The sequence below is a fragment of the Stenotrophomonas nematodicola genome, assembly GCF_009467805.1.
GTDB lineage: Bacteria > Pseudomonadota > Gammaproteobacteria > Xanthomonadales > Xanthomonadaceae > Stenotrophomonas > Stenotrophomonas nematodicola.
The window spans coordinates 1-23488 of record NZ_WIAY01000002.1 but is presented as its reverse complement, the minus strand read 5'-3'; the positions used below and the strand labels follow the sequence as shown (position 1 = coordinate 23488).

At 67.9% G+C, this 23488-nt stretch carries 19 protein-coding genes and 1 riboswitch; of the genes, 13 read left to right on the top strand and 6 right to left on the bottom strand.

Annotation, left to right across the window (positions count from 1 at the left end):
- Positions 1–34: 34 nt before the first annotated feature.
- From GDJ08_RS07725 to GDJ08_RS07710, 4 genes are read left to right on the top strand one after another with little or no spacing between them, the layout of a single operon-like run.
- On the top strand, positions 35–499 hold the full coding sequence (locus GDJ08_RS07725) for a GNAT family N-acetyltransferase (protein WP_051008561.1): 465 nt from the start codon (positions 35–37) through the stop codon (positions 497–499).
- Positions 500–504: 5 nt separating this feature from the next.
- On the top strand, positions 505–912 hold the full coding sequence (locus GDJ08_RS07720; protein ID WP_017354827.1) for a hypothetical protein: 408 nt from the start codon (positions 505–507) through the stop codon (positions 910–912).
- 57 nt (positions 913–969) lie between these two features.
- Positions 970–1776, top strand: a complete 807-nt coding sequence (locus tag GDJ08_RS07715) for a hypothetical protein (protein ID WP_136003102.1) — start codon at positions 970–972, stop codon at positions 1774–1776.
- Positions 1773–2621 (top strand): hypothetical protein, encoded by an 849-nt coding sequence (locus GDJ08_RS07710; protein WP_153164638.1) that lies wholly within the window; start codon positions 1773–1775, stop codon positions 2619–2621. The genes GDJ08_RS07715 and GDJ08_RS07710 overlap by 4 nt, the downstream gene beginning before the upstream one ends.
- 46 nt (positions 2622–2667) lie before the next feature.
- Here the strand turns inward: GDJ08_RS07710 and GDJ08_RS07705 are convergent, their stop codons facing one another.
- Positions 2668–4752 (bottom strand): catalase, encoded by a 2085-nt coding sequence (locus GDJ08_RS07705; RefSeq protein WP_136003104.1) that lies wholly within the window; start codon positions 4750–4752, stop codon positions 2668–2670.
- Positions 4753–4897: 145 nt separating this feature from the next.
- Here GDJ08_RS07705 and GDJ08_RS07700 point away from each other — a divergent pair, with 145 nt between their 5' ends.
- Positions 4898–5608, top strand: coding sequence for an AraC family transcriptional regulator (locus tag GDJ08_RS07700; protein ID WP_017354831.1), 711 nt, complete (start codon positions 4898–4900; stop codon positions 5606–5608).
- Positions 5609–5700: 92 nt separating this feature from the next.
- Positions 5701–7095, top strand: a complete 1395-nt coding sequence (locus tag GDJ08_RS07695) for an amino acid permease (RefSeq protein WP_017354832.1) — start codon at positions 5701–5703, stop codon at positions 7093–7095.
- Positions 7096–7173: 78 nt separating this feature from the next.
- Here GDJ08_RS07695 and gcvP read toward each other — a convergent pair whose 3' ends face one another.
- Entirely contained in the window at positions 7174–10053 is a 2880-nt protein-coding gene (gene gcvP, locus GDJ08_RS07690) for an aminomethyl-transferring glycine dehydrogenase (protein WP_026070574.1), read from the bottom strand.
- An 83-nt stretch (positions 10054–10136) separates the two neighbouring features.
- A riboswitch (glycine riboswitch) is annotated at positions 10137–10238 on the bottom strand.
- A gap of 293 nt (positions 10239–10531) precedes the next feature.
- Here gcvP and GDJ08_RS07685 point away from each other — a divergent pair.
- Entirely contained in the window at positions 10532–11755 is a 1224-nt protein-coding gene (locus tag GDJ08_RS07685) for a multidrug effflux MFS transporter (protein ID WP_026070575.1), read from the top strand.
- 141 nt (positions 11756–11896) lie between these two features.
- Positions 11897–12289, top strand: a complete 393-nt coding sequence (locus GDJ08_RS07680; protein WP_017354835.1) for a hypothetical protein — start codon at positions 11897–11899, stop codon at positions 12287–12289.
- Between the two features lie 201 nt (positions 12290–12490).
- Here GDJ08_RS07680 and GDJ08_RS07675 read toward each other — a convergent pair whose 3' ends face one another.
- From GDJ08_RS07675 to GDJ08_RS07660, 4 genes are all read right to left on the bottom strand, one after another.
- On the bottom strand, positions 12491–14488 hold the full coding sequence (locus GDJ08_RS07675) for a M2 family metallopeptidase (RefSeq protein ID WP_153164637.1): 1998 nt from the start codon (positions 14486–14488) through the stop codon (positions 12491–12493).
- A 129-nt stretch (positions 14489–14617) separates the two neighbouring features.
- Positions 14618–16270, bottom strand: a complete 1653-nt coding sequence (locus tag GDJ08_RS07670; RefSeq protein ID WP_136003108.1) for a phosphoethanolamine transferase — start codon at positions 16268–16270, stop codon at positions 14618–14620.
- The gene (locus GDJ08_RS07665; RefSeq protein ID WP_037590791.1) at positions 16267–17040 is read right to left on the bottom strand and encodes a phosphatase PAP2 family protein; all 774 of its coding nucleotides are present in this window, start codon (positions 17038–17040) and stop codon (positions 16267–16269) included. Before GDJ08_RS07665 ends, GDJ08_RS07670 begins: the two co-directional genes overlap by 4 nt.
- Before the next feature lie 110 nt (positions 17041–17150).
- Positions 17151–18857: an ArnT family glycosyltransferase gene (locus GDJ08_RS07660; RefSeq protein ID WP_136003109.1), complete on the bottom strand. Its 1707-nt coding sequence runs from the start codon at positions 18855–18857 to the stop codon at positions 17151–17153.
- Positions 18858–18988: 131 nt separating this feature from the next.
- On the opposite strand from GDJ08_RS07660, the gene GDJ08_RS07655 reads away from it, so the two are divergent.
- The 5 genes from GDJ08_RS07655 to GDJ08_RS07635 all read left to right on the top strand — a co-directional run.
- Positions 18989–19690, top strand: a complete 702-nt coding sequence (locus GDJ08_RS07655; protein ID WP_017356899.1) for a response regulator transcription factor — start codon at positions 18989–18991, stop codon at positions 19688–19690.
- Complete coding sequence (locus tag GDJ08_RS07650; RefSeq protein ID WP_017356898.1) at positions 19677–20990, top strand: sensor histidine kinase; 1314 nt, start codon at positions 19677–19679, stop codon at positions 20988–20990. Before GDJ08_RS07655 ends, GDJ08_RS07650 begins: the two co-directional genes overlap by 14 nt.
- 116 nt (positions 20991–21106) lie before the next feature.
- The gene (locus GDJ08_RS07645; protein WP_136003111.1) at positions 21107–22357 is read left to right on the top strand and encodes a DUF819 family protein; all 1251 of its coding nucleotides are present in this window, start codon (positions 21107–21109) and stop codon (positions 22355–22357) included.
- A gap of 288 nt (positions 22358–22645) precedes the next feature.
- On the top strand, positions 22646–23110 hold the full coding sequence (locus GDJ08_RS07640) for a hypothetical protein (RefSeq protein WP_153164636.1): 465 nt from the start codon (positions 22646–22648) through the stop codon (positions 23108–23110).
- Between the two features lie 233 nt (positions 23111–23343).
- Positions 23344–23488: transposase (locus tag GDJ08_RS07635; RefSeq protein WP_153164635.1), on the top strand; the 145-nt coding region annotated here is incomplete at its 3' end.

Genomic DNA, 23488 nt, shown 5'->3' with positions numbered 1-23488 from the left:
CCGTGGCAGGCTCCGCCACCGCGCCAGGCTGTGCATGATCATCCGCCCCATGACGCCCGACGACGTCCACGCCGCCAGCGCCATCTGCCTGCAGGCGTTTAACATCGCCGTCGCGCCATCGCTGTCTGCGCAGGGTGTCGCCACGTTCGGTGGGGTCGCTTCGGCCGAGGCATTCACCGCACGCCTGCAGGGCGACAACGTCATCCTGGTCGCGGTCGACGAGGGCAAGGTGCGTGGCGTGGCCGAGCTCAAGGAAGGGCGGCACGTGGCGATGCTGTTCGTGGCGCCGGACTGCCAGCAGCGCGGTGTCGGTCGTGCATTGATGACGGCGCTGTTGACGCATGCGCGTGCGCCGTTGATCACGGTCAGCGCGTCGCTGCCCTCGGTGCCTGCCTATGCCCGCTATGGCTTCGTCTGTGCGGGCGACGTCGCCACGGCATCGGGTCTGGTTTACCAGCCCATGCACACACCGCACCACATCGCGGCACCGGTGGGCTGATCCGGATGCGGACGCTTGCGCTGCTGGAGGGCGGCTGCGCCCTCTGTGGACACGTGTTCGCGCATCCGGCGCTGGGTGACCATGCTTATGGCGAGGCACTCCTGTGCAGTGCCGACGGCCATCACGTCGTGGTGGCCAGTGCGTTCGACCCGGTGCCACAGCGCGTGGCGGCCCTGTTGCCGGCCGGCGCGGACGCACGGTTCTGGCCGGTGCTGGCCGCGCTGGCCGACCCGATCGGGGGCCAGCCGCTGGTGCACGGCCTGCGTTGCCCGCAGTGTGGCGGAGCGCAGCTGCGCTACCACGACGGCCATCGCCGCGGGACGCAGGCGGTGGCCAACGCGGGATTCGTCGCCGCGACGGCCTTGACCGACCTGGATCTGCAGGCGGCCATCGAGCACCACCTCGCGGCGTAGCGCAGGCTACCCACGGCAGGGCTTTTCAGCGATGCTCTGCGCAGGACAGGGGGCAACATGGACAACAGGGATCAAGGCCGCACCGAGGACAACGTGCCGGCGATCGCGCCATCGGGCGGACACCCCGGTGCCGCGCCAGGGGAGGGGGCATCCACCGACTGGTCGGTGCTGCCCGTGGTACGGGGCAGCGAGGACTCGGTGGTCATGGTGCTGTGGCGGCTGCTGCGGCAGGAACCGGCCTTGATCGTCAGCGCCGGTTACGTGCTGCTGTCGCTGCTCGGCCTGTGGTCGAGCTATTTCTTCTACCTGCGCTTCGAGCTGTCGATCCTCGACTACCTGCAGATCAGCGATTTCCTGGTGGCCGGGCTGCGTGATCCCGCCTACGCCGCGATCCTCGGGGGCGGCATCGCGCTGGCCATTGTGGTGGGCTGGCCGGACACCCTGCGTCGGCGCAACCCGGCGAAGGTGGACGCGCTGCGCGCGCGCCATTGGGGCTGGCGCCTGCTGTTTTCGCGTTCGCCGCTGACCAGTTGGGACATCTCCGGCGTGCGCCCGCTCACCGGACTGTGCATGGCCGTCGCATTGTTCATGGCGCTGGGCGCGGCGATTTATTCGCTGGACAAGGCCGAAGGCATCCGCACCGAAGGGCAGGGCAACAGGGTGACCGTCCATCTCACTGGCGACGTGGCACCGCTGCAGGGTGACGCACGCCTGCTCGGCAGCAGCAGCGCGTTCGTGTTCCTGTGGTGGCCGCAGCAGCATCGCGCGGAGGCCGTGCCGATCTCGGCGATCAAGCGCCTGCAGGCGGCCGTGGTGGCGCCCAAGGCCGTTGCCGCGCCCAAACCGGCGCCTGCGGCGCGATGAGCGCGCCAGGGTGGCGTCGTTCACGGCCGCCGTTGTGGGGGTGGCTGGATGGACTGGGCAAGGTGCTGGTGGTGCTGCTGCCGGCCGCGTATCTGCTGGGGCGCACCTGCGAGGCGGCGTACTGGGCTGGCCTGGGGCTTGGCGACGGTCTGGTGGATCGCGGCGTCGAAGCGCTGGTGTATCGCGGGTTCGAGGTGGTCTGGTATACGGCCGCCGAGAGCATGAAGCTGCTTCCGGATACCGGCCTGTCGATGCCCTTGCCGGTGCTGCTGGTTGTCGCCGCGGTGCTGGGAGTGGTCCTCGGCATCGGCACCCTCATTTGCGTTGCTTGGCTGGTGCGGGTCCGCCGCCAGCCCTGGCTGCGTCGCCAGCGGGCGCGGCTGCGGATTGCGCGGCGCAGGCTGCGGCGTGAGGTCCGCGGCGAACGCTGGCTGAGCCGGCGTGAGTTCGGCCGGGTGATGGTCGTTACAGATACGCTGGATCGCCGCGTCAGGTGGTTCGGTCTGCTGCTCGTCGGCTGGGTGGTGCTGGTGCTGGCTCCGATATGGGGCCACGTGGCAGGCACGCAGCTGGCCCGGCAGACCGACCAGCGCTATCGCCTGTGGAGCGCGCCGGACAACCAGCAGCGGGCGTTCACCCTGGTCCATCTGAAAACGCCGCCGCACCCCGCGCAGGACGCCATGCTGCTCGAGTGCGGCACCCGCTGGTGCGTGTACTTCAACGGCATGGACTTCGTGGCCGTGGCCCCGGAGCAGATCGAACGACTGCAGGGCTGCCTGCGCATCGAAGCGCTGTCGGCCGGCGGGCTGGCGTGCAACAACAAGGCACTGCCCGCACCGCGGTGATCCGTGCTGCGACGACGGCACCCCGCCGTCGCAGCGACATCCCGCGCTAGGCCAGCGTGCGCACCTTGGGTTCGCGCGCCCACTGGCGGGTAGCGGCAACGGCGATGAAGCCGGCCGCATCTTCGGCTTCGACCACGCCGGCATCGTTGCCCACGCGCGCGGCCTTCAACAGCGCCTGGGCCCCTTCATCGGCGGCGATGGCTTTCAGGTGGGCCCAGGCGTCGGCCACGAAGTCGATGGCCGCCGATTCCCTGGTCAGTCGCTTGGCCGCGTCGGCGCTGAGCACCACCGCCACGGCGTCGAACACCACCGAGGGCGTGCCGGCGAGCTGGCCATCGGCCGGCTGCACCTTGCCATCGCTGAGCGCGCCGCCGCCGATCTTGGGGGCGACCAGTTTGACGCTGGCCCCGGCCTTGGCCGCTGCCTTGCGCAGGGCATTGATTACTCCGGCATCCGATCCGGCATCGAACAGGATGCCGATGCAGCGTCCCTTGAGGGTGTCCCGGGTCCGGCCGATCACGCGCACTTCCGGCGCCGCGGGAAGGTCCTGCGCCGGCGTCGCCGTGGCGGCCGGGTCGGGCAGGGCCGGCATCGCCAGGCCCGCTGCCACCCGCTTGGCCAGGCCCTCATCGATGTTGCGCAGGTGGCTCACCGTGCGCTCGCGGATGCGCGCCGTCTCCACCTTGGACAGTTCGAACACCAGCGCCGAGGCCAGGTGTGCCTGCTCCGGTGCCTCCAGGCTGCGGAAGAACATCCGAGCCTGGCTGTAATGGTCGGCAAAGCTCTCGGCTCGCACGCGGCCCTTGCGGCCATCGTCGGGCGCGGTGGCGTGGCTGGGGAACCCGTCGGCGCTTTCGCGCGGGCTGTCGTCCTGCAGCGAGCTCGGCTCGTACGCCACCCGGCCTTTGGGCACGTCCATCTGCATATGCCCGTCGCGCTGGTGGTTGGCAAAGGGGCATTTGGGGGTGTTGATCGGAATCTGGTGGAAGTTCGGCCCACCCAGCCGGCTCAGCTGCGTATCCAGGTAGGAGAACAGGCGACCCTGCAGCAGCGGATCGTTGCTGAAATCGATCCCCGGCGGTACGTTTGCCGGGCAGTACGCCACCTGCTCGGTTTCGGCGAAGAAGTTGTCCGGCCAACGGTCCAGCACCATCCGGCCGACCACCGTCAACGGTACCAGCGATTCGGGAATGATCTTGGTCGGGTCCAGGTGGTCGAACGGGAACGCATCGGCCTCCTCCTCGGTGAACAGCTGCACGGCCAGTTCCCACTCGGGGAAGTCGCCGGCGCTGATCGACTCGAACAGGTCGCGCCGGTGGAAGTCGTTGTCCGCGCCCTGCAGCTTCACGGCTTCGTCCCACACGGTGGACTGCAGTCCCAGCTTGGGACGCCAGTGGAATTTGACGAAGGTGGATTCGCCGGCGTCGTTGAGCAGGCGGAAGCTGTGGATGCCGAAGCCCTCGATCATGCGCAGCGAGCGTGGAATGGCACGGTCGCTCATGGCCCACATGACCATGTGCATCGATTCGGGCATCAGCGAGATGAAATCCCAGAACGTGTCGTGCGCGCTCGCTGCCTGGGGAAAGGCGCGATCCGGTTCCATCTTCACCGCATGGATCAGGTCGGGGAACTTGATCGCATCCTGGATGAAGAACACCGGGATATTGTTGCCGACCAGGTCCCAATTGCCTTCGCGGGTGTAGAACTTGACCGCGAAACCGCGTACGTCGCGCGGCGTATCCACCGAGCCGGCGCCACCGGCCACGGTGGAGAAGCGGGTGAACACGGGGGTGCGCACACCGACCTCGCTCAACACCCGTGCGCGCGTGTAGTCGCCCAGCGAGCGGGTCAGCTCGAAGTAGCCGTGGGCCGCACTGCCGCGGGCGTGCACGATGCGTTCGGGAATGCGCTCGTGGTCGAAGTGGGTGATCTTCTCGCGCAGGATGAAGTCTTCCAGCAGCGTCGGCCCGCGCGGCGTGGCGCGCAGGGAATTCTGGTTGTCGGCCACCGGGATGCCCTGCGCGGTGGTCAACTGGGGATGGCCGCCCCCCGCGCGCTGGTGGAGTTCGTCGCCTGTACCGCGCGCGTCGGTGGAGGCAGGGGCGGGCTTGCGGGGCTTGCTGGTGGCCATGAGGGCTCTCCGGGCTGGCGGGGTGGCAACACCTCACACTGGCAACCCGGGCGTTAACCAGCGGTGCGAAAATGGCCGGCAGCATGCACCTGCGCTTCACGCGACGGGTATCCTTGGCGCGTGTTCCTTCCCAGCCTGCCGTGCCATGCGCGTTGAACCCGCCGACATCGAAGCCCTCTTCGACGCGATCCCGGACGTGTTGTTCTTCATGAAGGACCGCCAGGGCCGCTACACGCACATCAACCAGACGATGCTGCGCCGGCTGGGCCTGAAGTCGCGCAAGGAGGTGATCGGCCGGACCGCCGCGGAAATCTACCCGACCGGGCTGGGCGCCGACTACGCCTCCCAGGACGCGCAGGTGCTGGCCGGCAAGGTGATCGAGAACCTGATGGAACTGCACCTGTTCGCCAACCGCGAGCCGGGCTGGTGCCTGACCTGCAAGCGCCCGCTGCTGGTCGAGGGCCAGGTGCAGGGGCTGATCGGGATTTCGCGCGACCTGGGCCAGAAGGACAGCCTGGGCACCCAGTACGAGCAGCTGCGCCTGGCGCTGGCGCATCTGAACGCGCACTACGCCGAGAATGTACGCATGCAGACGCTGCTGGACATCACCGGGTTCTCGCTGTCCAAGCTGGAGCGGACCTTCCGCAAAGTGTTCCAGATGACCCCGCAGCAGGTGCTGACCCGCCTGCGCATCCAGATGGCGGTCCATCTGCTGCATGGTCCGGACACCATCGCCAGCATCGGCCAGGCCTGTGGCTTCACCGACCAGAGCGCGTTCACGCGCAAGTTCAAGGCCGAGGTCGGGGTATCGCCGCGTGGCTACCGCGCCCAGATCGGCGAACGCGCCGAGGCCTGAGCGCGGCCCCGGCCGACCCGGCCTTCCGGCCTATCCCGTCATGCCGCCGGACGCGGTATCGTGTCGCACTCGTTGCCCGCCAAGCGATCCCGATGCCCGCATCTCCGACTCCGGCTCCTGCCGCTTCTCCCGCCAACGCCCGCCTGGGCCACGCGCTCAAACCCCGCCAGCTGATCATGATGGGCTTGGGCAGCGCGATCGGCGCGGGTCTGTTCCTCGGCTCCGGCGTGGGCGTGCAGGCCGCCGGGCCGGCAGTACTGCTGTCCTACCTGGTCGCCGGCGCGCTGGTGATCATCGTGATGAACGCGCTGGGCGAAATGGCGGCGGCCAAGCCGACCAGCGGCGCGTTCTCGGTGTACGCCGCCGATGCGATGGGCGCCACCGCCGGCGCCACGGTGGGCTGGTTGTGGTGGGTGCAGCTGGTGATCGTGATCGCCGCCGAGGCGGTTGGCGCGGCGGGCCTGCTGGCCACGGTGTGGCCAGTGATTTCGGTGCCGATGGCGGCGCTGGCCTTCATGGTGTTTTTCACCGCGATCAACCTGCTGGGGGTGAAGAACTTCGGCGAGTTCGAGTTCTGGTTCGCGATCCTCAAAGTGGTGGCGATCGTGGCCTTCATCCTGATCGGCGCGGCGCTGCTGCTGGGCTGGCTGCCCGATGTGACGTCGCCGGGCCTGAGCAATTTCACCGCGCACGGTGGCTTTGCGCCCACGGGGCTGGCCGGCGTCGGCGCGGCCCTGCTGGTGGTGGTGTTCGCCTTCGGAGGCACCGAGATCGTGGCGGTGGCCGCAGCGGAAACCGAAGACCCCGAGCGCAGCATCGCGCGCGCGATCCGCACCGTGGCCTGGCGCATCCTGGTGTTCTACATCGGCTCGCTGAGCGTGATCATCGCCGTGGTGCCGTGGACCAGCGAGCTGCTCAAGTCGCCGTTCGCCGCGGTGCTGGAGGTGGCCAGGATTCCCGGTGCGGCCACCGCCATCACCCTGATCGCGGTGATCGCGCTGCTGTCCGCGCTCAATGCCAATCTGTATGGCGCCTCGCGCATGATGTTCTCGCTGGCGCAGCGCCGCGAAGCGCCGGCCGTGCTCGGGTGGACCGATCCGCGCCAGGTCCCCATCATCGCGGTGCTGGCCAGCGTGCTGTTCGGCTTTGCGGCCACGGTGATGGAACTGCTGTTCCCGGAGCGGGTGCTGCCGGTGCTGCTCAACATCGTTGGCTCGACCTGCCTGCTGGTGTGGACGATCTCGTTGCTGTCGCAGTTGATCCTGCGCCACCGCGCCAACCGTGATGGCACCCGCCTGCCGTTCCGCATGGCCGGCTATCCCTACCTGACCGTGCTCGGCCTGGGCGTGCTGGCGCTGATCTTCGGCCTGCTGCTGTCCGAAGCGCACACCCGCCTGCAGTTCCTCTCGATGGCGGCGCTGACCGCAGTGATCGCGATCACCAGTGAAGTGGCGCGCCGCGTGCGGGCCAACCGTCCGGGCGATTGACCGGCACCACGAGGCATCTCCCAACAAAAAACGGCCCGCTTGCGCGGGCCGTTTTTCGTTGCGTCAGGGCAGGGAGGTTCAGACCTCCACGCCCTCGTCTTCCTTGTAGGCATCGACCGGGATGCAGGCGCACATCACGTTCTTGTCGCCGTAGACGTTATCCACGCGTGCCACCGGCGGCCAGTACTTCTGCTGGCGCAGGCTGGCCAGCGGGAAGGCCGCCAGCTCGCGCGGGTAGGCATGGGCCCACTCGCTGGCCGAGACCGCCGTGGCGGTGTGCGGCGCATTCTTGAGCGGGTTGTCCTCGCGGTCCAGGCGGCCGTCTTCGATCGCGGCGATTTCTTCACGGATCTGGATCATCGCGTTGATGAAGCGATCCAGTTCGTGCAGCGATTCGCTTTCGGTCGGCTCCACCATCAGCGTGCCGGCGACCGGGAAGCTCAGGGTCGGGGCGTGGAAGCCGAAGTCGATCAGGCGCTTGGCCACGTCCTCGGCGGCGATGCCGGAGGTCTTCTCCAGCGGACGCACGTCCAGGATGCACTCATGCGCCACCAGCCCGTTGCGGCCGGTGTACAGGGTCTTGAAGTGCGGGGCCAGACGCTTGGCGATGTAATTGGCGTTGAGCAGCGCGACCTGGGTCGCCTTGCGCAGGCCGGCGGTGCCCATCAGGGTGATGTACATCCAGCTGATCGGCAGGATCGAGGCGCTGCCGAAGCTGGCCGCGCTGACCATGCCCACATCGCCTTCGCCGCCCAGCACCTTGGGCAGGAACGGCGCCAGGTGCGATTTGACCGCGCACGGGCCCACGCCCGGGCCGCCGCCGCCGTGCGGAATGCAGAAGGTCTTGTGCAGATTCAGGTGCGACACGTCCGAGCCCCACTTGCCGGGCTTGGCCACGCCCACCAGGGCGTTCATGTTGGCACCGTCGGTGTACACCTGGCCGCCGTGCTTGTGGATGATCTCGCAGATCTCGACCACTTCCTCCTCGAACACGCCATGCGTGGACGGGTAGGTGATCATCAGCGCGGCCAGGCGGTCGCTGTACTTCTCGGCGTTGACGCGGATGTCCTCGACGTCGACGTTGCCGTTGGCATCGGTCTTGGTCACCACGACCTTCATGCCGCACATCTGCGCCGAGGCCGGGTTGGTGCCGTGCGCCGAATCGGGGATCAGGCACACGTCGCGGTGGTCGTCGCCGCGCGAGCGGTGGTAGGCGCGGATCGCCAGCAGGCCGGCGTACTCGCCCTGCGCGCCGGAGTTCGGCTGCAGGCTGACGGCGTCGTAGCCGGTGCACTCCACCAGCATCGCTTCCAGGCCGTCGATGAGTTCCTTGTAGCCGGTGGCCTGGTCGGCCGGGGCCAGCGGATGGATGTTGGCGAACTCCGGCCAGGTCACCGGGATCATCTCGGCGGTGGCGTTGAGCTTCATGGTGCAGCTGCCCAGCGGGATCATGGTGCGATCCATCGCCAGGTCCTTGTCCGCCAGCGAACGCAGGTAGCGCAGCAGTTCGTGTTCGCTGTGGTGGGTGTTGAACACCGGGTGGGTCAGGAAGGCGCTGGTGCGCACCAGGCCGGCCGGCAGCGCGTCGGCGGTGGTGGCGTCGAGCGCGTCCACATCGACGTTCACACCGAACAGCTGGCCGAGCGCGACGATGTCGGCACGGGTGGCGGTTTCATCCAGGCTGATGCCGACCGCTTCGCTGTCGATCGCGCGCAGGTTGATGCGTGCGGCGGCGGCCTTGGCGTGGATCGCCCCGGCGTCGATGTCCTTGATGTGCAGCGTATCGAAGAAGTGCTCGCCGACGTTGACGCCGGCGCCGCGCAGCGCGGCCGCCAGGATGCTGGCCAGCCGATGCGTGCGGCGGGCGATGCGGGTCAGGCCGTCCGGGCCGTGGTACACGGCATACATCGAGGCCATCACGGCCAGCAGCACCTGCGCGGTACAGATGTTCGAAGTGGCCTTCTCGCGACGGATGTGCTGCTCGCGGGTCTGCAGGGTCAGGCGGTAGGCGGCATTGCCCTGCGCATCGACCGACACACCGATCAGGCGGCCCGGCATCGAACGCTTGTAGGCATCGCGGCAGGCCATGAAGGCGGCATGCGGGCCACCAAAACCGAACGGCACGCCGAAGCGCTGCGAGTTGCCGACCACGATGTCCGCGCCCCATTCGCCGGGGGCGGCGATCAGGGTCAGGGCGAGCAGGTCGGTGGCCACCGCCACCAGGCCGCCACGGGCGTGCACGGCATCGGCCAGCGCCTTGTGGTCGCCGATATGGCCGAAGGTATCCGGGTACTGCAGCAGCACGCCGTAGGCCTCCGCCTCCAGCGCCTCGGCCGGAGTGCCCACGCGCAGCACGATACCGAGCGGTTCGGCGCGCGTGCGCAGCAGCTCCAGCGTCTGCGGGTGCACGGCGTCGTGCACGAAGAAGGTGTCGGACTTCGACTTGGCCGAGCGCTTGGCCAGCGTCATCGCTTCAGCCGCGGCGGTGGCTTCGTCGAGCAGCGAGGCGTTGGCGATTTCCATGCCGGTCAGGTCGGCGCACAGCGTCTGGAAGTTGATCAGCGCTTCCATGCGGCCCTGCGAGATTTCGGCCTGGTACGGGGTGTAGGCGGTGTACCACGCCGGATTTTCCAGCACGTTGCGCAGGATCACGTTCGGAGTCAGCGTGCCGTAGTAGCCCTGGCCGATGAAGGTGCGGAACACCTGGTTCTTGTCGGCGATGGCGCGGATCTTGGCCAGTGCCTGCACTTCGGTCAGCGAATCGGGCAGGGCCAGCGGTGCCGGCGACTTGATCCCGGCCGGGACGATCGCATCGGTCAGCGCATCCAGCGACGCGTGGCCGACCACGTCGAGCATCTGCGCGATCTCGGCGTCGTTCGGGCCAATGTGGCGTTCGACGAACGCGTGGCTGTGTTCAAGCTCGCGCAGGGAAGGGGTGTTGTTGGACATGGCTGGCATCTCGGAGAGTGGGCACGCACGTTCGGAAGGCGGCCGGGCCGTGGCGCGAACAGGCGCGAGCCACCGGACCCTGCGGTCTTCCTGGGTGCCCCTCTGTCCTTTTGCCTGAGAGTTTAAAAGCGCGCATCTGCGTGCTCCGTGCCCCTTCGGCGCCGGCACTCGCCGGTCTCTCCAGAGTTGTGGTGCGGGTGGTATCGGGCCTGAGCGATTACGGGCGTTGCGCCTTCGGCAGCGGCTGGCCCAAAACGACCGTCCGCTTCTCCCACCATGTAGCCAGGCGATTATAGCCCAGCGGCCTGATCCGCTGCGTCCCTACGCCACATGAATACGGGGTGGTATGGGCGTCCGAACAGGGCCGTGGCGATGGTGCCCGGCCACACAAAGGCCTATCATCACCGGATCCTCGTATTCATCTGGCGCCGCCCGTTCCGGGCTGGCGCCCGCCGTGCGTTTGCGCATGGCCCAGACGGAAGACCGCATGACGCCCGCCTCGCCCTCGACCCGCCGCCTGGCCCTGCTGCTCGCAGGCCTGGCGATGTTCGGTCCGTTCTCGATCGATACCATCTTCCCGGCCTTCCTGCTGCTGGGTGAACGCATGCAGGTGGACCAGGTCGCCGTGCAGCAGACCATCAGCGTGTACCTGCTTTTCTACGGCCTGATGAGCCTGGCGCACGGCCCGCTGTCGGATGCGTTCGGTCGCAGGCGGGTGATCATCGGCGGGCTGGTGCTGTTCATCGCCGCGTCGGTCGGCTGCGCGCTGTCGCGCGACATGCCCACGCTGCTGGTGTTCCGCGCCCTGCAGGGTGTGACCGCCGGCGTCGGCGTGATCGTGGGCCGCGCGGTGATCCGCGACCTGTACCACGGTGCCGATGCGCAGCGCCTGATGAGCCAGGTGTCGATGATCTTCGGTGTGGCCCCGGCGATCGCGCCGATCATCGGCGGCTGGATCCTGCTCGGCGGCGGCGACTGGCCGCTGATCTTCTGGTTCCTGGTGGTGTTCGCGGTGGTGCTGCTGCTGGCCACCGGCAAGTGGCTGCCCGAAACCCATCCGGTACAGGCGCGCACGCCGCTGTCGATGCGCGCCCTGCTGCGCAGCTATGCGCGCATGGGCTCGCACCCGCGGTTGCTGCGGCTGGCGGCGGCGGGTGCGTTCAACTTCTCCGGCATCTTTCTCTACATCGCCTCGGCGCCGGTGTTTGTGATGCACCACCTGAAGCTGGGCGAGGGCGGGTTCGCCTGGCTGTTCATTCCCACCATCGGCGGCATGACGATGGGGTCGTTCCTGTCCGGGCGCATGGCCGGCCGGGTGGTGGCGCAGCGGCAGATCGCGATCGGCTTCGGCCTGTGCGCGCTGTCGGCGCTGCTCAACCTGGGCTATGTGCTGTCGGTGCCGCAGATCGCGCTGCCGTGGGCAGTGCTGCCGATCTTCCTCGGTGGCGTCGGCATGGCGCTGATCTTCCCCATTCTGGCGCTGGCGGTGCTGGACATGTATCCGCAGCAGCGCGGCCTGGCCTCGTCGATGCAGATGTTCATCCAGCTGATGATCAACACCGTCGTCGCCGGCGTGGTGTCGCCCCTGCTCAGCGGCAATCCGCTGCATCTGGCATTGGGCTATGCGGGCTTCTTCGCCATCGGTGCGACATTCTGGTACTGGGAGCGGCACTGCGAGCGCCGCGACGAGGCCCTGCTGCCGCCGGGCTGACGCCTGCGGCACGCCGCGGCGGCGCAGGGCAACGTCGCCCCGCGGCTGGCTGCCCCCCAATACCGGCCAGGGCATGCCCTGGGGGCCGCTTGCGGCCGGTACGGTATCCTGTGCACTTTCACGCAGTCCGGAAGTCCCCCGATGTCGACCACCTCCAAACTGCGCCGCGACATCCGCCGGCGCCGCGAAACCCAGGCCGCCAACCGCGAGCAGGCCCAGGCCTCCCCGGTCGAGCCGCATGCCGAACTGCGTGACCAGCAGCGCACGCTGCTGGCCGGGATCGTGCGCCGTGATGGCGAGTGGGTGCTGGGCATGGATGGCCGCATCGCCGGGCAGACCGCCAGCGCGGCGCGCGTACTGGCGCTGATCATGCAGGCGGCTGAACTGCACGAGCGCCAAGGCACCCCTGTGCGGCTGGTGTACTCGGACGCGTTGAAGGATGCCGCCCATGCCGAGGCCAAGGCCGACGGCAAGGATTTCGACCAGTACAAGGTGGACTTCGCCGCCAGTCTGAAGGCATCCGCGCAGGCCTGAGCAACGGCAAACACAACGCGCGCGCTGGACGGTTCCCCGCGCAGCGGCGCATGGGCGGGCGCCGGGCGGCGATGCCCTTGCCGACGAATGTCCCACCGTCTGCGGTACCCCGGAACGGCGCCGCTGTCAGGTGTAACCGGCAGACAGCCCCCCCAAAAAAAACCGGCCTTGCGGCCGGTTCTTTTTTTATCGCATTACTGCTCAGTGGGCGGCGGGAGCCGCTGCTGCCGGCTTGGCCGCGGCGGTGGCCGCAGGGACCTGCCAACCGCACATCTGGCCCTGGTTCTGCTGCTTGAGCCACTCGTTGACCGGGCTGAAGTACTCGATCATCGGGCCGGCATCGAGCTTGTCGCCGCCGGTGATTTCCTTCAGCGTGGCCTGCCACGGCTGGCTGGCGCCCTTGCTCAGCATCGCCCAGAACTTCTGACCGGCTTCCTTGTTGCCGTAGAAGCTGCACTGGTGCAGCGGACCCGTGTAGCCGGCCGCGTCGCACAGGCCCTTGTAGAACTGGAACTGCAGGATGCGCGCCAGGAAGTAGCGGGTGTACGGCGTGTTGCCCGGCACGTGGTACTTGGCGCCCGGATCGAAGAACTCCTCGCCGCGTGCGCTGGCCGGGGCCACGCCCTGGTACTTGGCCTTCAGATCCCACCAGGCCTGGTTGTAGTGGTCCGGGGTGATCGAGCCGTCGAAGACGCCCCAGCGCCAGCGGTCGATCATCAGCCCGAACGGCAGGAACGACACGCCGCTCAGCGCCATGCGCATCTGCGCATTGATGGTCGCCTCGCGGCTTTCCTGCGGCTTGTCGACCAGGCCGATCGAGTTGAGGTACTGCGGGGTCATCGCCAGCACGATGGTGTCGCCGATCGCCTCATGGAAGCCATCGTTGGCACCGCCCTGGAACAGCGGCGGCAGCGGGTTGTAGGCCAGGTCGTAATAGATGTGGCCCAGCTCGTGGTAGATCGTGGTGAAGGTCTCTTCGTTCGGCTTGATGCACATCTTGGTGCGCACATCGCCGTCCATGTTCATGTCCCACGCGCTGGCATGGCAGACCACATTGCGGTCCAGCGGCTTGATGAACTGGGTCTTGTCCCAGTACGACTTCGGCAGCGCCGGCATGCCCAGCGACACGTAGAAGTCCTGCGCGCGTTCGGTCATCTGCTTGGCGGTCCGCAGTTCGGCCTCACGCTGCGCCTTGAACTGCGCTTCGGCGCTGGCGCCGTTGCCACCGGCCTTGGCCAGCGCGCCGCTCAGGTTGGTCTGGTACTGCTTTTCCAGCGCCGCGGTGATGTCCAGGCTGCCCGCGCCCGGGTAGGGTTCCAGCTGGTCCCACAGGTTGGACCAGTCCTGCTGCCACATGTTGCCGAGCAGGTGCGCGGCGATCAGGCCGCCGTCCACTTCGGCCTTGTCCTTGCCGTAGGTCGTGTCCAGCTTGGTACGGGCGTAGCAGTGCAGCTGCTCGTACATCGGTTTGACCTGCTCCCACAGCCGGTCGGTTTCCGGGCCGATCTGCTCCGGCGGCATGTCATAGCCGCTGCGCCACATCTGGCCCGCATCGGCGAAGCCCATTTCCTTGGCGCCTTCGTTGACCAGACCGACGAAGCGCTGGTAATCGGCACGCATCGGCTTGGTGGTGCTGTGCCAGCCCTGCCAGGCATCCAGCTGCAGGGTGTAGTCGCGGCTGCGCGCCAGTACCTGTTCCAGATCGCCCAGCTGGCGGCAACTCGCCGGGTCGGCGTCGTCGGTGCAGTACTTGCCCGCGCCGTACGCGCCTTCCATGCGGCTGGCGATGCGGGTCAGCTCGGCCAGCTTGGCCGGGTCTCGCGGAGCCGGCATCGAGGTCATCAGCTTGAGCAGGTGGATGGCGCGCTTGCTGTCCTCGGACATCGGCTGGCCGTCGAATGCCGCCGCCTGCGTGATCCAGCCGTTGAGCACCGTCAGCCAGCGCTCGTTGGCCTTGGCCGCCACCCGCTCGGAGTCGTCGTTGATGTAGGTCGAGGACAGCCATTGCGCCGAGGTCATTTCCGGGTACATGGCCTTGTACTCGGCGTTGACCCGGGCGACGAACTGGTCCGCGGTCTCGGACGGGGTAGCGGTACCCGCCGCCGGCGAATCGGCCGGGGACGGTTCCTTCTGGCAGGCCGCCAGCGTCAGTGCGGCAGCACCGACAGCCAGGGCCAGCAGGAGCGGGCGGTGGTTCACGGGGACATCCTTGGGTGGTGACAGACCGGCGAAGGCTAGTGAAGCGCCCGCCGCACCGCAAGGGGCAGGGCAACAACGCCCACTGCGCGGGGCGCTCTGCCTGCCGGGGCAGACCGGCCGCGCCGTGCGTTACGCCTCGCACCCCGCAAACAGATCCCGCTGCCGCTCATACAGCGTGGTCCTGACCTGCATCAGGCCCAGCACCGAGGGAAACAGGTTGTCATGATCGGTGTAGGCCGTGGCGCGCCGGCGCACGCAGGCCAGGTCCAGCCCACGATTGGCAGCGAACCCGGGCGAGAACCACATCGTCATCGGCACCCGGGTCTGCTCCTGCGGGGCGATCGCGTAGGGCACGCCATGCAGGTACAGGCCCTTCTCGCCCAGCGACTCGCCATGATCGGACACGTAGATCATCGCGGTGTCGTAGTCGTCCATGCCCTGCAGCGTACCGATCGTGCGCGACAGCAGGTGATCGGTGTAGAGCAGCGCGTTGTCGTAGCTGTTGGTGATCTGCTCACGGCTGCACCTGCCCAGGTCCGGCGTGTCGCAGGTGGGCGTGAAGTGGCGGAACCGCGCCGGGTAGCGCTCGTAGTAGCTGGGCCCGTGGTTGCCCAACTGGTGCAGCACCACCACCCGGTCGCCCGGCCTGGCACGTACCTGCGCCGCCAGGTCGTCGATCAGGATCTCGTCCATGCAGCGGCCGTTCGCGCACAGGGTCGGATGCCTGGCATCGTCCAGTGCCTGCATCTCCAGGCCCTCGCAGACGCCCTTGCAGCCGGACTGGTTGTCGCGCCAGAGCACGCCGATGCCGGCGCGATCCAGTACATGCAGCAGCGACTGGTGCGCGCGGATCTTCTTTTCGTCGTAGTCGTGACGGCCATAGGGCGAGAACAGACAGGGCAGCGATACCTCGGTGCTGGTGCCGCAGGCATGCATGTCCGGGAAGTTGATGACGTTGGTCTGCGCCAGTTGCGGTGTGGTCTGCTTGGCGTAGCCGTTGAGGCCCCAGTTCTGCGCACGTGCGGTTTCACCCATCACGATCACCAGCAGCCGCGGCCGGCTGCCGGCCGCGCGCGGTGTGGCCTTGGCATCGGTGCCGATCGGCAGCTTCGGCGCGCGCTGGATCGGGTTGTCGCCGCGCAGCGCCTTGGGCAGGCCGAGCAGGATGTTGCCCGGCGTGGCCAGGTAGCGCACTTCACGCTGGTTGCGCATCAGGGCCGACATTTCCTGGAACGACAGCATGGCCCCGCCAAATGCCACCAGCGCCGACAGCAGCAGGAAACCGGCGCGCCACAGCAGCGTGCGGCCCCAGCCGCGACGGATCAGCTGCACCCGCCACACCACCACCATCGGCAACACCGCCAGCAGCAGCACAGGCGGCAGCATCGCCGGGGTCATCAGCTCGCGGCTCTCCTTGTGGTCGGTGGCCAGCACGTTGCGCAGCATGTCCGCATCCAGATAGATGTGGTAGCTGCCCATGTAGTGCGCGGCCAGCGCCGTGCAGAGCAGCAGCACGCTGACCACCCCCTTGGCATTCCAGCGCCAGACCAGCAGTCCCATCAACAGGCAGTGTGCGCCGACCAGGAACAACAGCAGCGACAGGGCGAAGCGCAGGCTGCCCGGGTGGGTGGCCATCGCGCTGTGCCAGAACAGGCCATTGCAGGCGACTGCGAAGAACAGGCTGGTCGCCGCGATCAGGGTCTCGGTTGACCACTGCGGGCGCCAGGCCAGCAGCTGTGACAGGGCCGGAAAGCGCTGCGCGCGCGACACCGATGCACTCATGCCCGCTCTCCTTGCAGTTGCAGCGTGCCGCGCGCCTGGCGGCGTGCGGCGATGGCCTGGACACCCAGGTAGAGACCCAGTGACACCATCCAGCAGGTGGTCACAGTCCACAGGTCGTGCGAGAGAAAGTGCGCGCCCCGCAGCTGCTGCGACAGGCCGAATGTCGCGCCGGCCACCAGTCCCACCGACAGACCACGCCACCGCCACGCCGGGCGGACCATCAGCGCGAAGAAGTACAGCGCCACCCAGGCGAAGCCGGCGCTGGAATGACCGGCAGGAAAGCAGATGCCACGCGCCATGTCGTGCGGCCGTGAAGCGAACAGGCCGATGTACTCGCGGGCGCCGCCGTAGCGGGCCAGGTCCCACGGGCAATCCATGTTGGTCAATGACTTCAGCAGCGACACCGCGCCCGTGCCGAGCGCCACCGCCAGCACCAGGTACAGCAGTGGCCAGCGCCAGCGTGCCAGGCGCGGTTGGCGCCAGGCGTGGAAGCACGCCACGATCGCGATCAGCGCGGCCAGGCTGCTGGCCCACTTGCCGCCGCGATGCACCAGGTGGCTGGTGACCCACGCGTTCTGCAGAGCCCATTGCTGGCCCTCCAGCCGATAGAACTGGTCGGCCAGCCACTGGTCGCCACCGGCCCCCATCAGGACCGCGCTGACGAGCAGGGCGGCCAGCAGCGGGGACCACAGATGGCGGCGCAGGAATCCGACCGCCGCGGGCGCGGCGGCAAGGGGGTGCGGCACGGAAGCGGGGAACGCAGAGGACATGGGCGCGGGAGCCGGTGAATGATCCGGCGTCATGGTCATCAGCGCAGTGTCGGAGCGGGGTCGGAGCAATGTTGGCCCAGGGTTAAACGGCGGCCGGATGCGTCATCGGTTCAGTCCGTGTCCGGGTCGGCAGCATCACTGGGCAGGTGCGCGGTGCAGTCGCTGCGCCACGCGGTACCCGGCAACAGCTGCCAGCGGTTGCGGTTGCTGCTGCCGATCTCGATCACCTGGGCACGATCCACGCACGGGCTCATCGCCTCGTCCAGCACCAGCACCCAGCGGGTCTGTGGCGCCTGCGCGAGCCACGGGCCGGCGTCCTGCCACTGCTGGTCCCAGGGCCGCTTGAAACCGAACACGGCGGCCTTGCGATCGGCCTGCAGCAGGTTCTGCTCGCGCCAGGCCACCAGACCCAGTTCGGCGTCCGGTCCGATCCGCTGGCCGACCCGCTGCATCAGCGCCGAGGCCGAGCTGTACGGGTCCAGCGTCGGCATCAGGCCCCAGCCATACAGGTTCCAGAGCAGGACCGCGGTGACCACCACCAGCAGGCCGGCGCGGCGCTGGCGCAGCCACACCACCAGAACCGCCAGCACCACGCCGAAGCCGAGCAGCCAGTTGCCCAGCACCGGCAGCAGGCTGTCGGGCATGTCACGCCGGGCCAGTTGCGCGTGCGCCCACGGGCTGCCGCCGTGCAGGTTCACGGCGATGTACAGCGCGCCCACTGCCAGCAGCGCCACGTAGGCCAGCAGGAGCCAGCGCACCCCGGCCCGGCGCAGCAGGCCGGGCAGCAGCGGCGCGGCGGCCACGCACAGCAGCGGCAGCATCGGGAAGATGTAGACCTCGCGCTTGCCCGGGCTGGCGCTGAAGAACACCAGCACCAGCAGGCACCAGCCCAGCAGCAGCCAGTAGCGGCCGTCCAGCCGCTTCAGGCGCCGCCACCAGCCCGGCAGCAGGGCCGGCAGCAGCAGGCTGCCGGGCAGCCACAACGTCGCCATCACCTGCAGGTAATACCAGGCCGGCTGCACGTGGTGCCACGCATTGGCGTAGCGGGTGCCGGTCTGCTTGAACAGCAGCTCACGCGCATAGGCGTGCAGGCTCGGGTCGGGGTCGCTCAGCAGCGCGATGCCCAGGGGCGCCAGCCACACCGCCGTGCCCAGCAGGAAGGCGGGCAGCAGCCACCACAGCGTACGTGCCGGCACGGCCGGCCGGTCCAGCGCCCGGCCGCGCCAGCGCCACACCGCCCACGGCAGCAGCACCAGCAGCGGCAGAAAGCCCACGCCCTTGGTCACCGTGCCCACGCCGGCGGCAATGCCGGCGATCCACAGTGCGGTCAGGTTGCGGCCTTCCAGCAGATGGCGCAGCAGACCCCACATGGCCAGGGTGGTCATCGCCACCAGCACCATATCGATCTGCGCGCGTTTGGCCATCAGCCCGAACTGCAGGCAGCTGAACAAGGCGAGCACGGCCCACCACGCGACGCGGCGGTTCCACAGGCGCCGGGTCAGGTCCCAGGTCAGCCACAGCGTCAGCAGTGCCGCCAGCAGCGACGGGACCAGGAAGGCCAGGTTCCAGCCGCCGAACACCTGGTGACTGGCGGCCTGCATCCACATGAACACCGGTGGCTTCTCGGCGTACAGCTCGTTGCCCCGGTGCGGCAGCAGCCACTGCCCGGTATCGACCATTGCGCGGGCGGCCAGCACGAAGCGCGGTTCATCCGGGGGCGAGGGCTGGCGCAGGCCAATGCCGGCCGCCAGGGCCAGCAGCATGGCCAGGCAGGCCAAGGGACGCCAGAGGCGTGCCGAACGTGAGGTGTGGTGCATCCGCGGACCCTACAACAAACAGTCACTGTCTCCCCGACAGCGTGGGAAAAGCGTCGAAATGCATCGTATTGCGACCGGATTCCGACGTGGTTCCCGCTACCATGCCGTGATCCTTCACACCGAGTATCCCCATGCGGCTTCTGGTCATCGAAGACAACCGCCAGCTGGTCGCCAATCTATTCGATTATTTCGAATCGCGGGGACATGTGCTCGATGTGGCCCCCGATGGCGTGACCGGCCTGCACCTGGCCGTCACCCACCCCTACGATGCGCTGGTGCTGGACTGGATGCTGCCGCGCATGGAGGGGCCGGAGGTGCTGCGCCGGCTGCGCGCCGACCACGGCTCGGAAGTGCCGGTGATCATGCTCACCGCCCGCGACGAGCTGCCCGACAAGATCGCCGGGTTCCGGGCCGGTGCGGACGACTACCTGACCAAGCCGTTCGCCCTGCCCGAACTGGAGGTGCGACTGGAAGCGCTGATGGTGCGTGCCAACGGCCGCAACCCGCGCAAGGCACTGGAAGTGGCGGACCTGCGCCTGGACCTGGCCACGCTGGAAGCGCAGCGCGACGGCAAGACGCTGCACCTGTACCCGGCCTGCCGCAAGTTGCTGGAGGTGCTGATGCGTGCCAGCCCGGGCGCCGTGACCCGCCAGCAGCTGGAGTTCGCGCTGTGGGGCGACGAACTGCCCGACGGCGACCTGCTGCGCTCGCACATCTACGAACTGCGCCGCAGCGTCGACGGTCCGTTCCAGCAGAAGCTGATCCACACCCTGCCGCGCGTGGGCTATCGACTCGGCGTCAGCGCCGCAGGGAGCAGCGATGAGATGGCGTAGTGCCACGCGCCGGCCGGCACCGTTGCACCGGCGCATGGTGTGGTGGCTGCTGGGGTATCTGGCGCTGATCTCACTGGCGGTGTTCAGCGTGGGCAACTACGTGCACGAGCATGCCGAACATTCAGCATGGCGCGCGCTGCTCAATTCCGAACTGGACAGCATCGTCAACCACATCGAGCACGAGCCGCACTACCGCTGGCAGGATTCGGACACCCTGCGCCTGTTCTACATCAATGACGCCAGCGACGCGCCGGAGAGCCTGCGCGCGCTGCATCCGGGTCTGCACGACGGGGTCATGGTCGGCGGCCGGCAAAGCGCGGTGATGGTGCGCGAGACGCCCCATCTGGGCCGTCTCGCGCTGGTGCTGGACATCAACGACTTCCACGAGCTGGAGCAGTTCGCCACGCGCTGGGTGATGCTGGCCGGCGTGGTGATGATCATTGTCACCGTGCTCATGGCGTCCTTCGGCGTGGGCCGCCTGGTGCGCCCGCTCAGCTCGCTGGCGCGCCGCATCGATGAACTGCGTCCGGGCGTGCCGGGGCAGCGTGTGGAAGTGGATCCGCGCGGCAGTTCGGAGTTGTATGTCATCGCCAATGCGCTCAACGACTACCTGGCGCGCAACGAGCAGTTCGTCGAGCGCGAACGTGTGTTCATCAGTACCGCCAGCCATGAGCTGCGCACGCCCATCGCGGTGATCACCGGCGCGGCCGAGCTCGCGCTGGGCGAGCCGGACGTGCCCGATCGGGCGCGGCAGCAGATGCAGCGGGTGCGGCGCACCGCGCAGGGCGTGGAGCAGCTGATCCAGCTGCTGCTGGTGCTGGCGCGCGATCCGGCCCGGCTGGCGGCGCTGGGCGAGCGCATCGCGCTGGACCAGCTGGTGCCGGACATCATCGAAGACCATCGCCACCTGATGGGCGACAAGGACCTGCGCATCGACCTCGGTGGACTGGCCCGGGTGGACATCGTGGCGCCACTCGGCGTGGTGCAGGCAGCGATCGGCAACCTGCTGCGCAATGCGATCGAGAACAGCGGGCGCGGCACCATCCGCATCGAGGTCTCGCCGCAGGCCGTGGTGACGCTGCAGGATCCCGGGCACGGCATGAGTCCGGAAGAAATCGCCGCGGTGCACGCGCGCATGGCCCGCGGCTACCGCAATGAGCAGAGCGGGATCGGGCTGGAGCTGATTGCCCGCCTCTGCGAGCACCTTGGCTGGGCCCTGCAGATCGAGCCGTGCGAGCCACGCGGGACGCGGGTGATTCTCGATCTGGGCGCGTCGCTGCCGGATTGGCCGACGTCGTGATCGTCCCGGGCCACGCTGCGCCGCGGCACGGCCCGTCGTGAAGACAATGTTAAGCTCACTACGCGCCGCTACATGCGGCGCTTTTTTTATCCCTTCGATCGACAGAGGATGGCGTCATGCCGACCGAACCCAGTACTGCCCTGATCACCAGCGACATCGTCGGCCTCGGCCTGATTGCCGCCACCCTGGCCCTTGTTTTCTGGGCTGCCAGCGGCCCGACCCCGCTCCTGAAAAAAATCTTCGCCTGGGTCCCGGCGCTGCTGCTGTGCTACTTCATCCCGGCCATCTACAACACCGCCGGTCTGATCGACGGGCACAACACCACGCTGTACAACCCGATCGCCCGTGACGTCCTGCTGCCGGCCGCGCTGGTGCTGCTCACGTTGTCGATCGACATCAAGGGGGTGATCAAGCTCGGTCCCAAGCTGCTGCTGGTGTTCTGCGCCGGCACGCTTGGCATCATGCTCGGCGCGATCGTGTCGTTCCAGGTGATGTCCTGGATCCACCCCGAAACGGTGGCCGGCGATACCTGGACGGGCATGGCGGCGTTGGCCGGCAGTTGGATCGGCGGCGGCGCCAACATGGTGGCGATGCGCGAAGTGTTCGGCACCGACGCCACCACCTTCGGCCAGTTCGCGGTGGTCGATGTGGCCTGTGCCAGCCTGTGGATGGCCATCCTGCTGTTCCTGGCCAATCGCGCCAAGCAGATCGACATCCGCAACGGCGCCGACACCCGCGCCATCGACGAGATGAAAGAACGCATCTCCGCCTACGAGGCGCAGAACGCGCGCATTCCCAGCCTGACCGACCTGATGGTGATTGTCGGCGTGGCGCTGGGCGGCGTGGGTCTGGCCCATGCGATTGCCGCGCCGCTCAGCGGCTGGTTCAAGGAGAACGTCAGCTGGGCCAGCCAGTTCAGCCTGGACAGCCCGTTCGTGTGGGTGGTGCTGCTGTCCACCGCGCTCGGCCTGGGTCTGAGCTTCACCCGTGCGCGCCGACTCGAAGCGGCCGGCGCTTCGCGCCTGGGCACGGTGTTCCTGTACTTCCTGATCGCCTGCATCGGCATGCAGATGGACCTGATGTCGCTGCTGGACCGCCCGTGGCTGTTTGCCCTGGGTGTGATCTGGATGCTCACCCACATCCTGGTGCTGTGGATCGTCGCCAAGCTGGTGCGCGCGCCGCTGTTCTTCTTCGCCATTGGTTCGCAGGGCAACATCGGCGCCGCCGCATCGGCCCCGGTGGTCGCCGCGGCGTTCCATCCGTCGCTGGCACCGGTGGGCGTGCTGCTCGGCACGGTGGGCTATGCCACCGGTACCGGCCTGGCCTATGTGACCGGCCTGATCCTGAAATGGATGGCCGGGGGGTAAGGGACGAAACCGGCCCTTCACCCAGCGCCGGGGAGGGCTGCCCGGACTTTCAGGAGAAAAAGCGTGTCGTCCCGGTGCTGCCGGGCGACGCGCTTGAACACCTTGGTCTTGTTGCGGACGCCCCGACCGACGTCCTTCCGAGATTGTGAAGCTCGCCTACCCGTGATACAAACCCGATGCTGTTCGACTGGGGAGCCGACAGCAGCACGACACATCGGTAACAGGGGGCTGTCCGACTCAATTCAATGAGTGGGGAGGCCGTGGAACGTCAGAAAGGAATCACATCCTATGAAGCCTCTCCTTCGGGCGGCGGGTCGGACCCTGCTGTGCGCCTTCGTACTTCTCACGCAGCCAGTCTGGGCCGCGCAGCCTAGGGAGGAATACTCCAAGCTGATCAAATCGCGCGAGCGCATCACGGCTGAAGGGCCGCAGCTCTTTGGCGACGCCGTAAACCTTTACACGGGCGAGCTCAGTTTCGCCGTCAGCGACGTCTCCATTCCGGGCAACAACAACTTGCCTGTGGCGCTGGGGCGGAAGTATGCGGTGCCAGGCGAAGGGATTCCCAACCTGCCGATGGGCGACTGGGACATCGACATTCCCTACCTGGGGGGACCTTCGAGCATTACTCGGGATGGAACGTCTACACCGCCGAGCCGATGGCGCGCTGCTCGTCGGTCACAAGCGTCGCATATGCAGCGACCATCCGGTCAAGCCAACATACTCAGGGAGAACGAGCGGAACAGGGACGCCTGAGCAGCAGGTGGCAAAGCGTACAGCTCAGCCAGATCATCAAGCCAAAACTGCAGATGGGTACCGTCCTGCCACGGTGGACAAGAACTCTTCAAATCCTGATGCAATCGCTGGACGCGAGCAGCGCCTTATTGAAAGTAGTGGTGGGGCTCAGTCCCAAGGGGGAGCCGACGTCCCCCCGGGATTGAGTAGCACGACGGTTTGGAGTCCAATCCTCAACGACAAGGAGATTGGACGTGAAGAAGCGCTTTTCTGAAGAACAGATCATCGGCTTCCTGCGCGAGGCGGAGGCCGGCATGCCGATCAAGGATCTGTGCCGCCAACATGGCTTCAGTGAGGCCTCGTACTACCTGTGGCGCAGCAAGTTCGGTGGCATGAGCG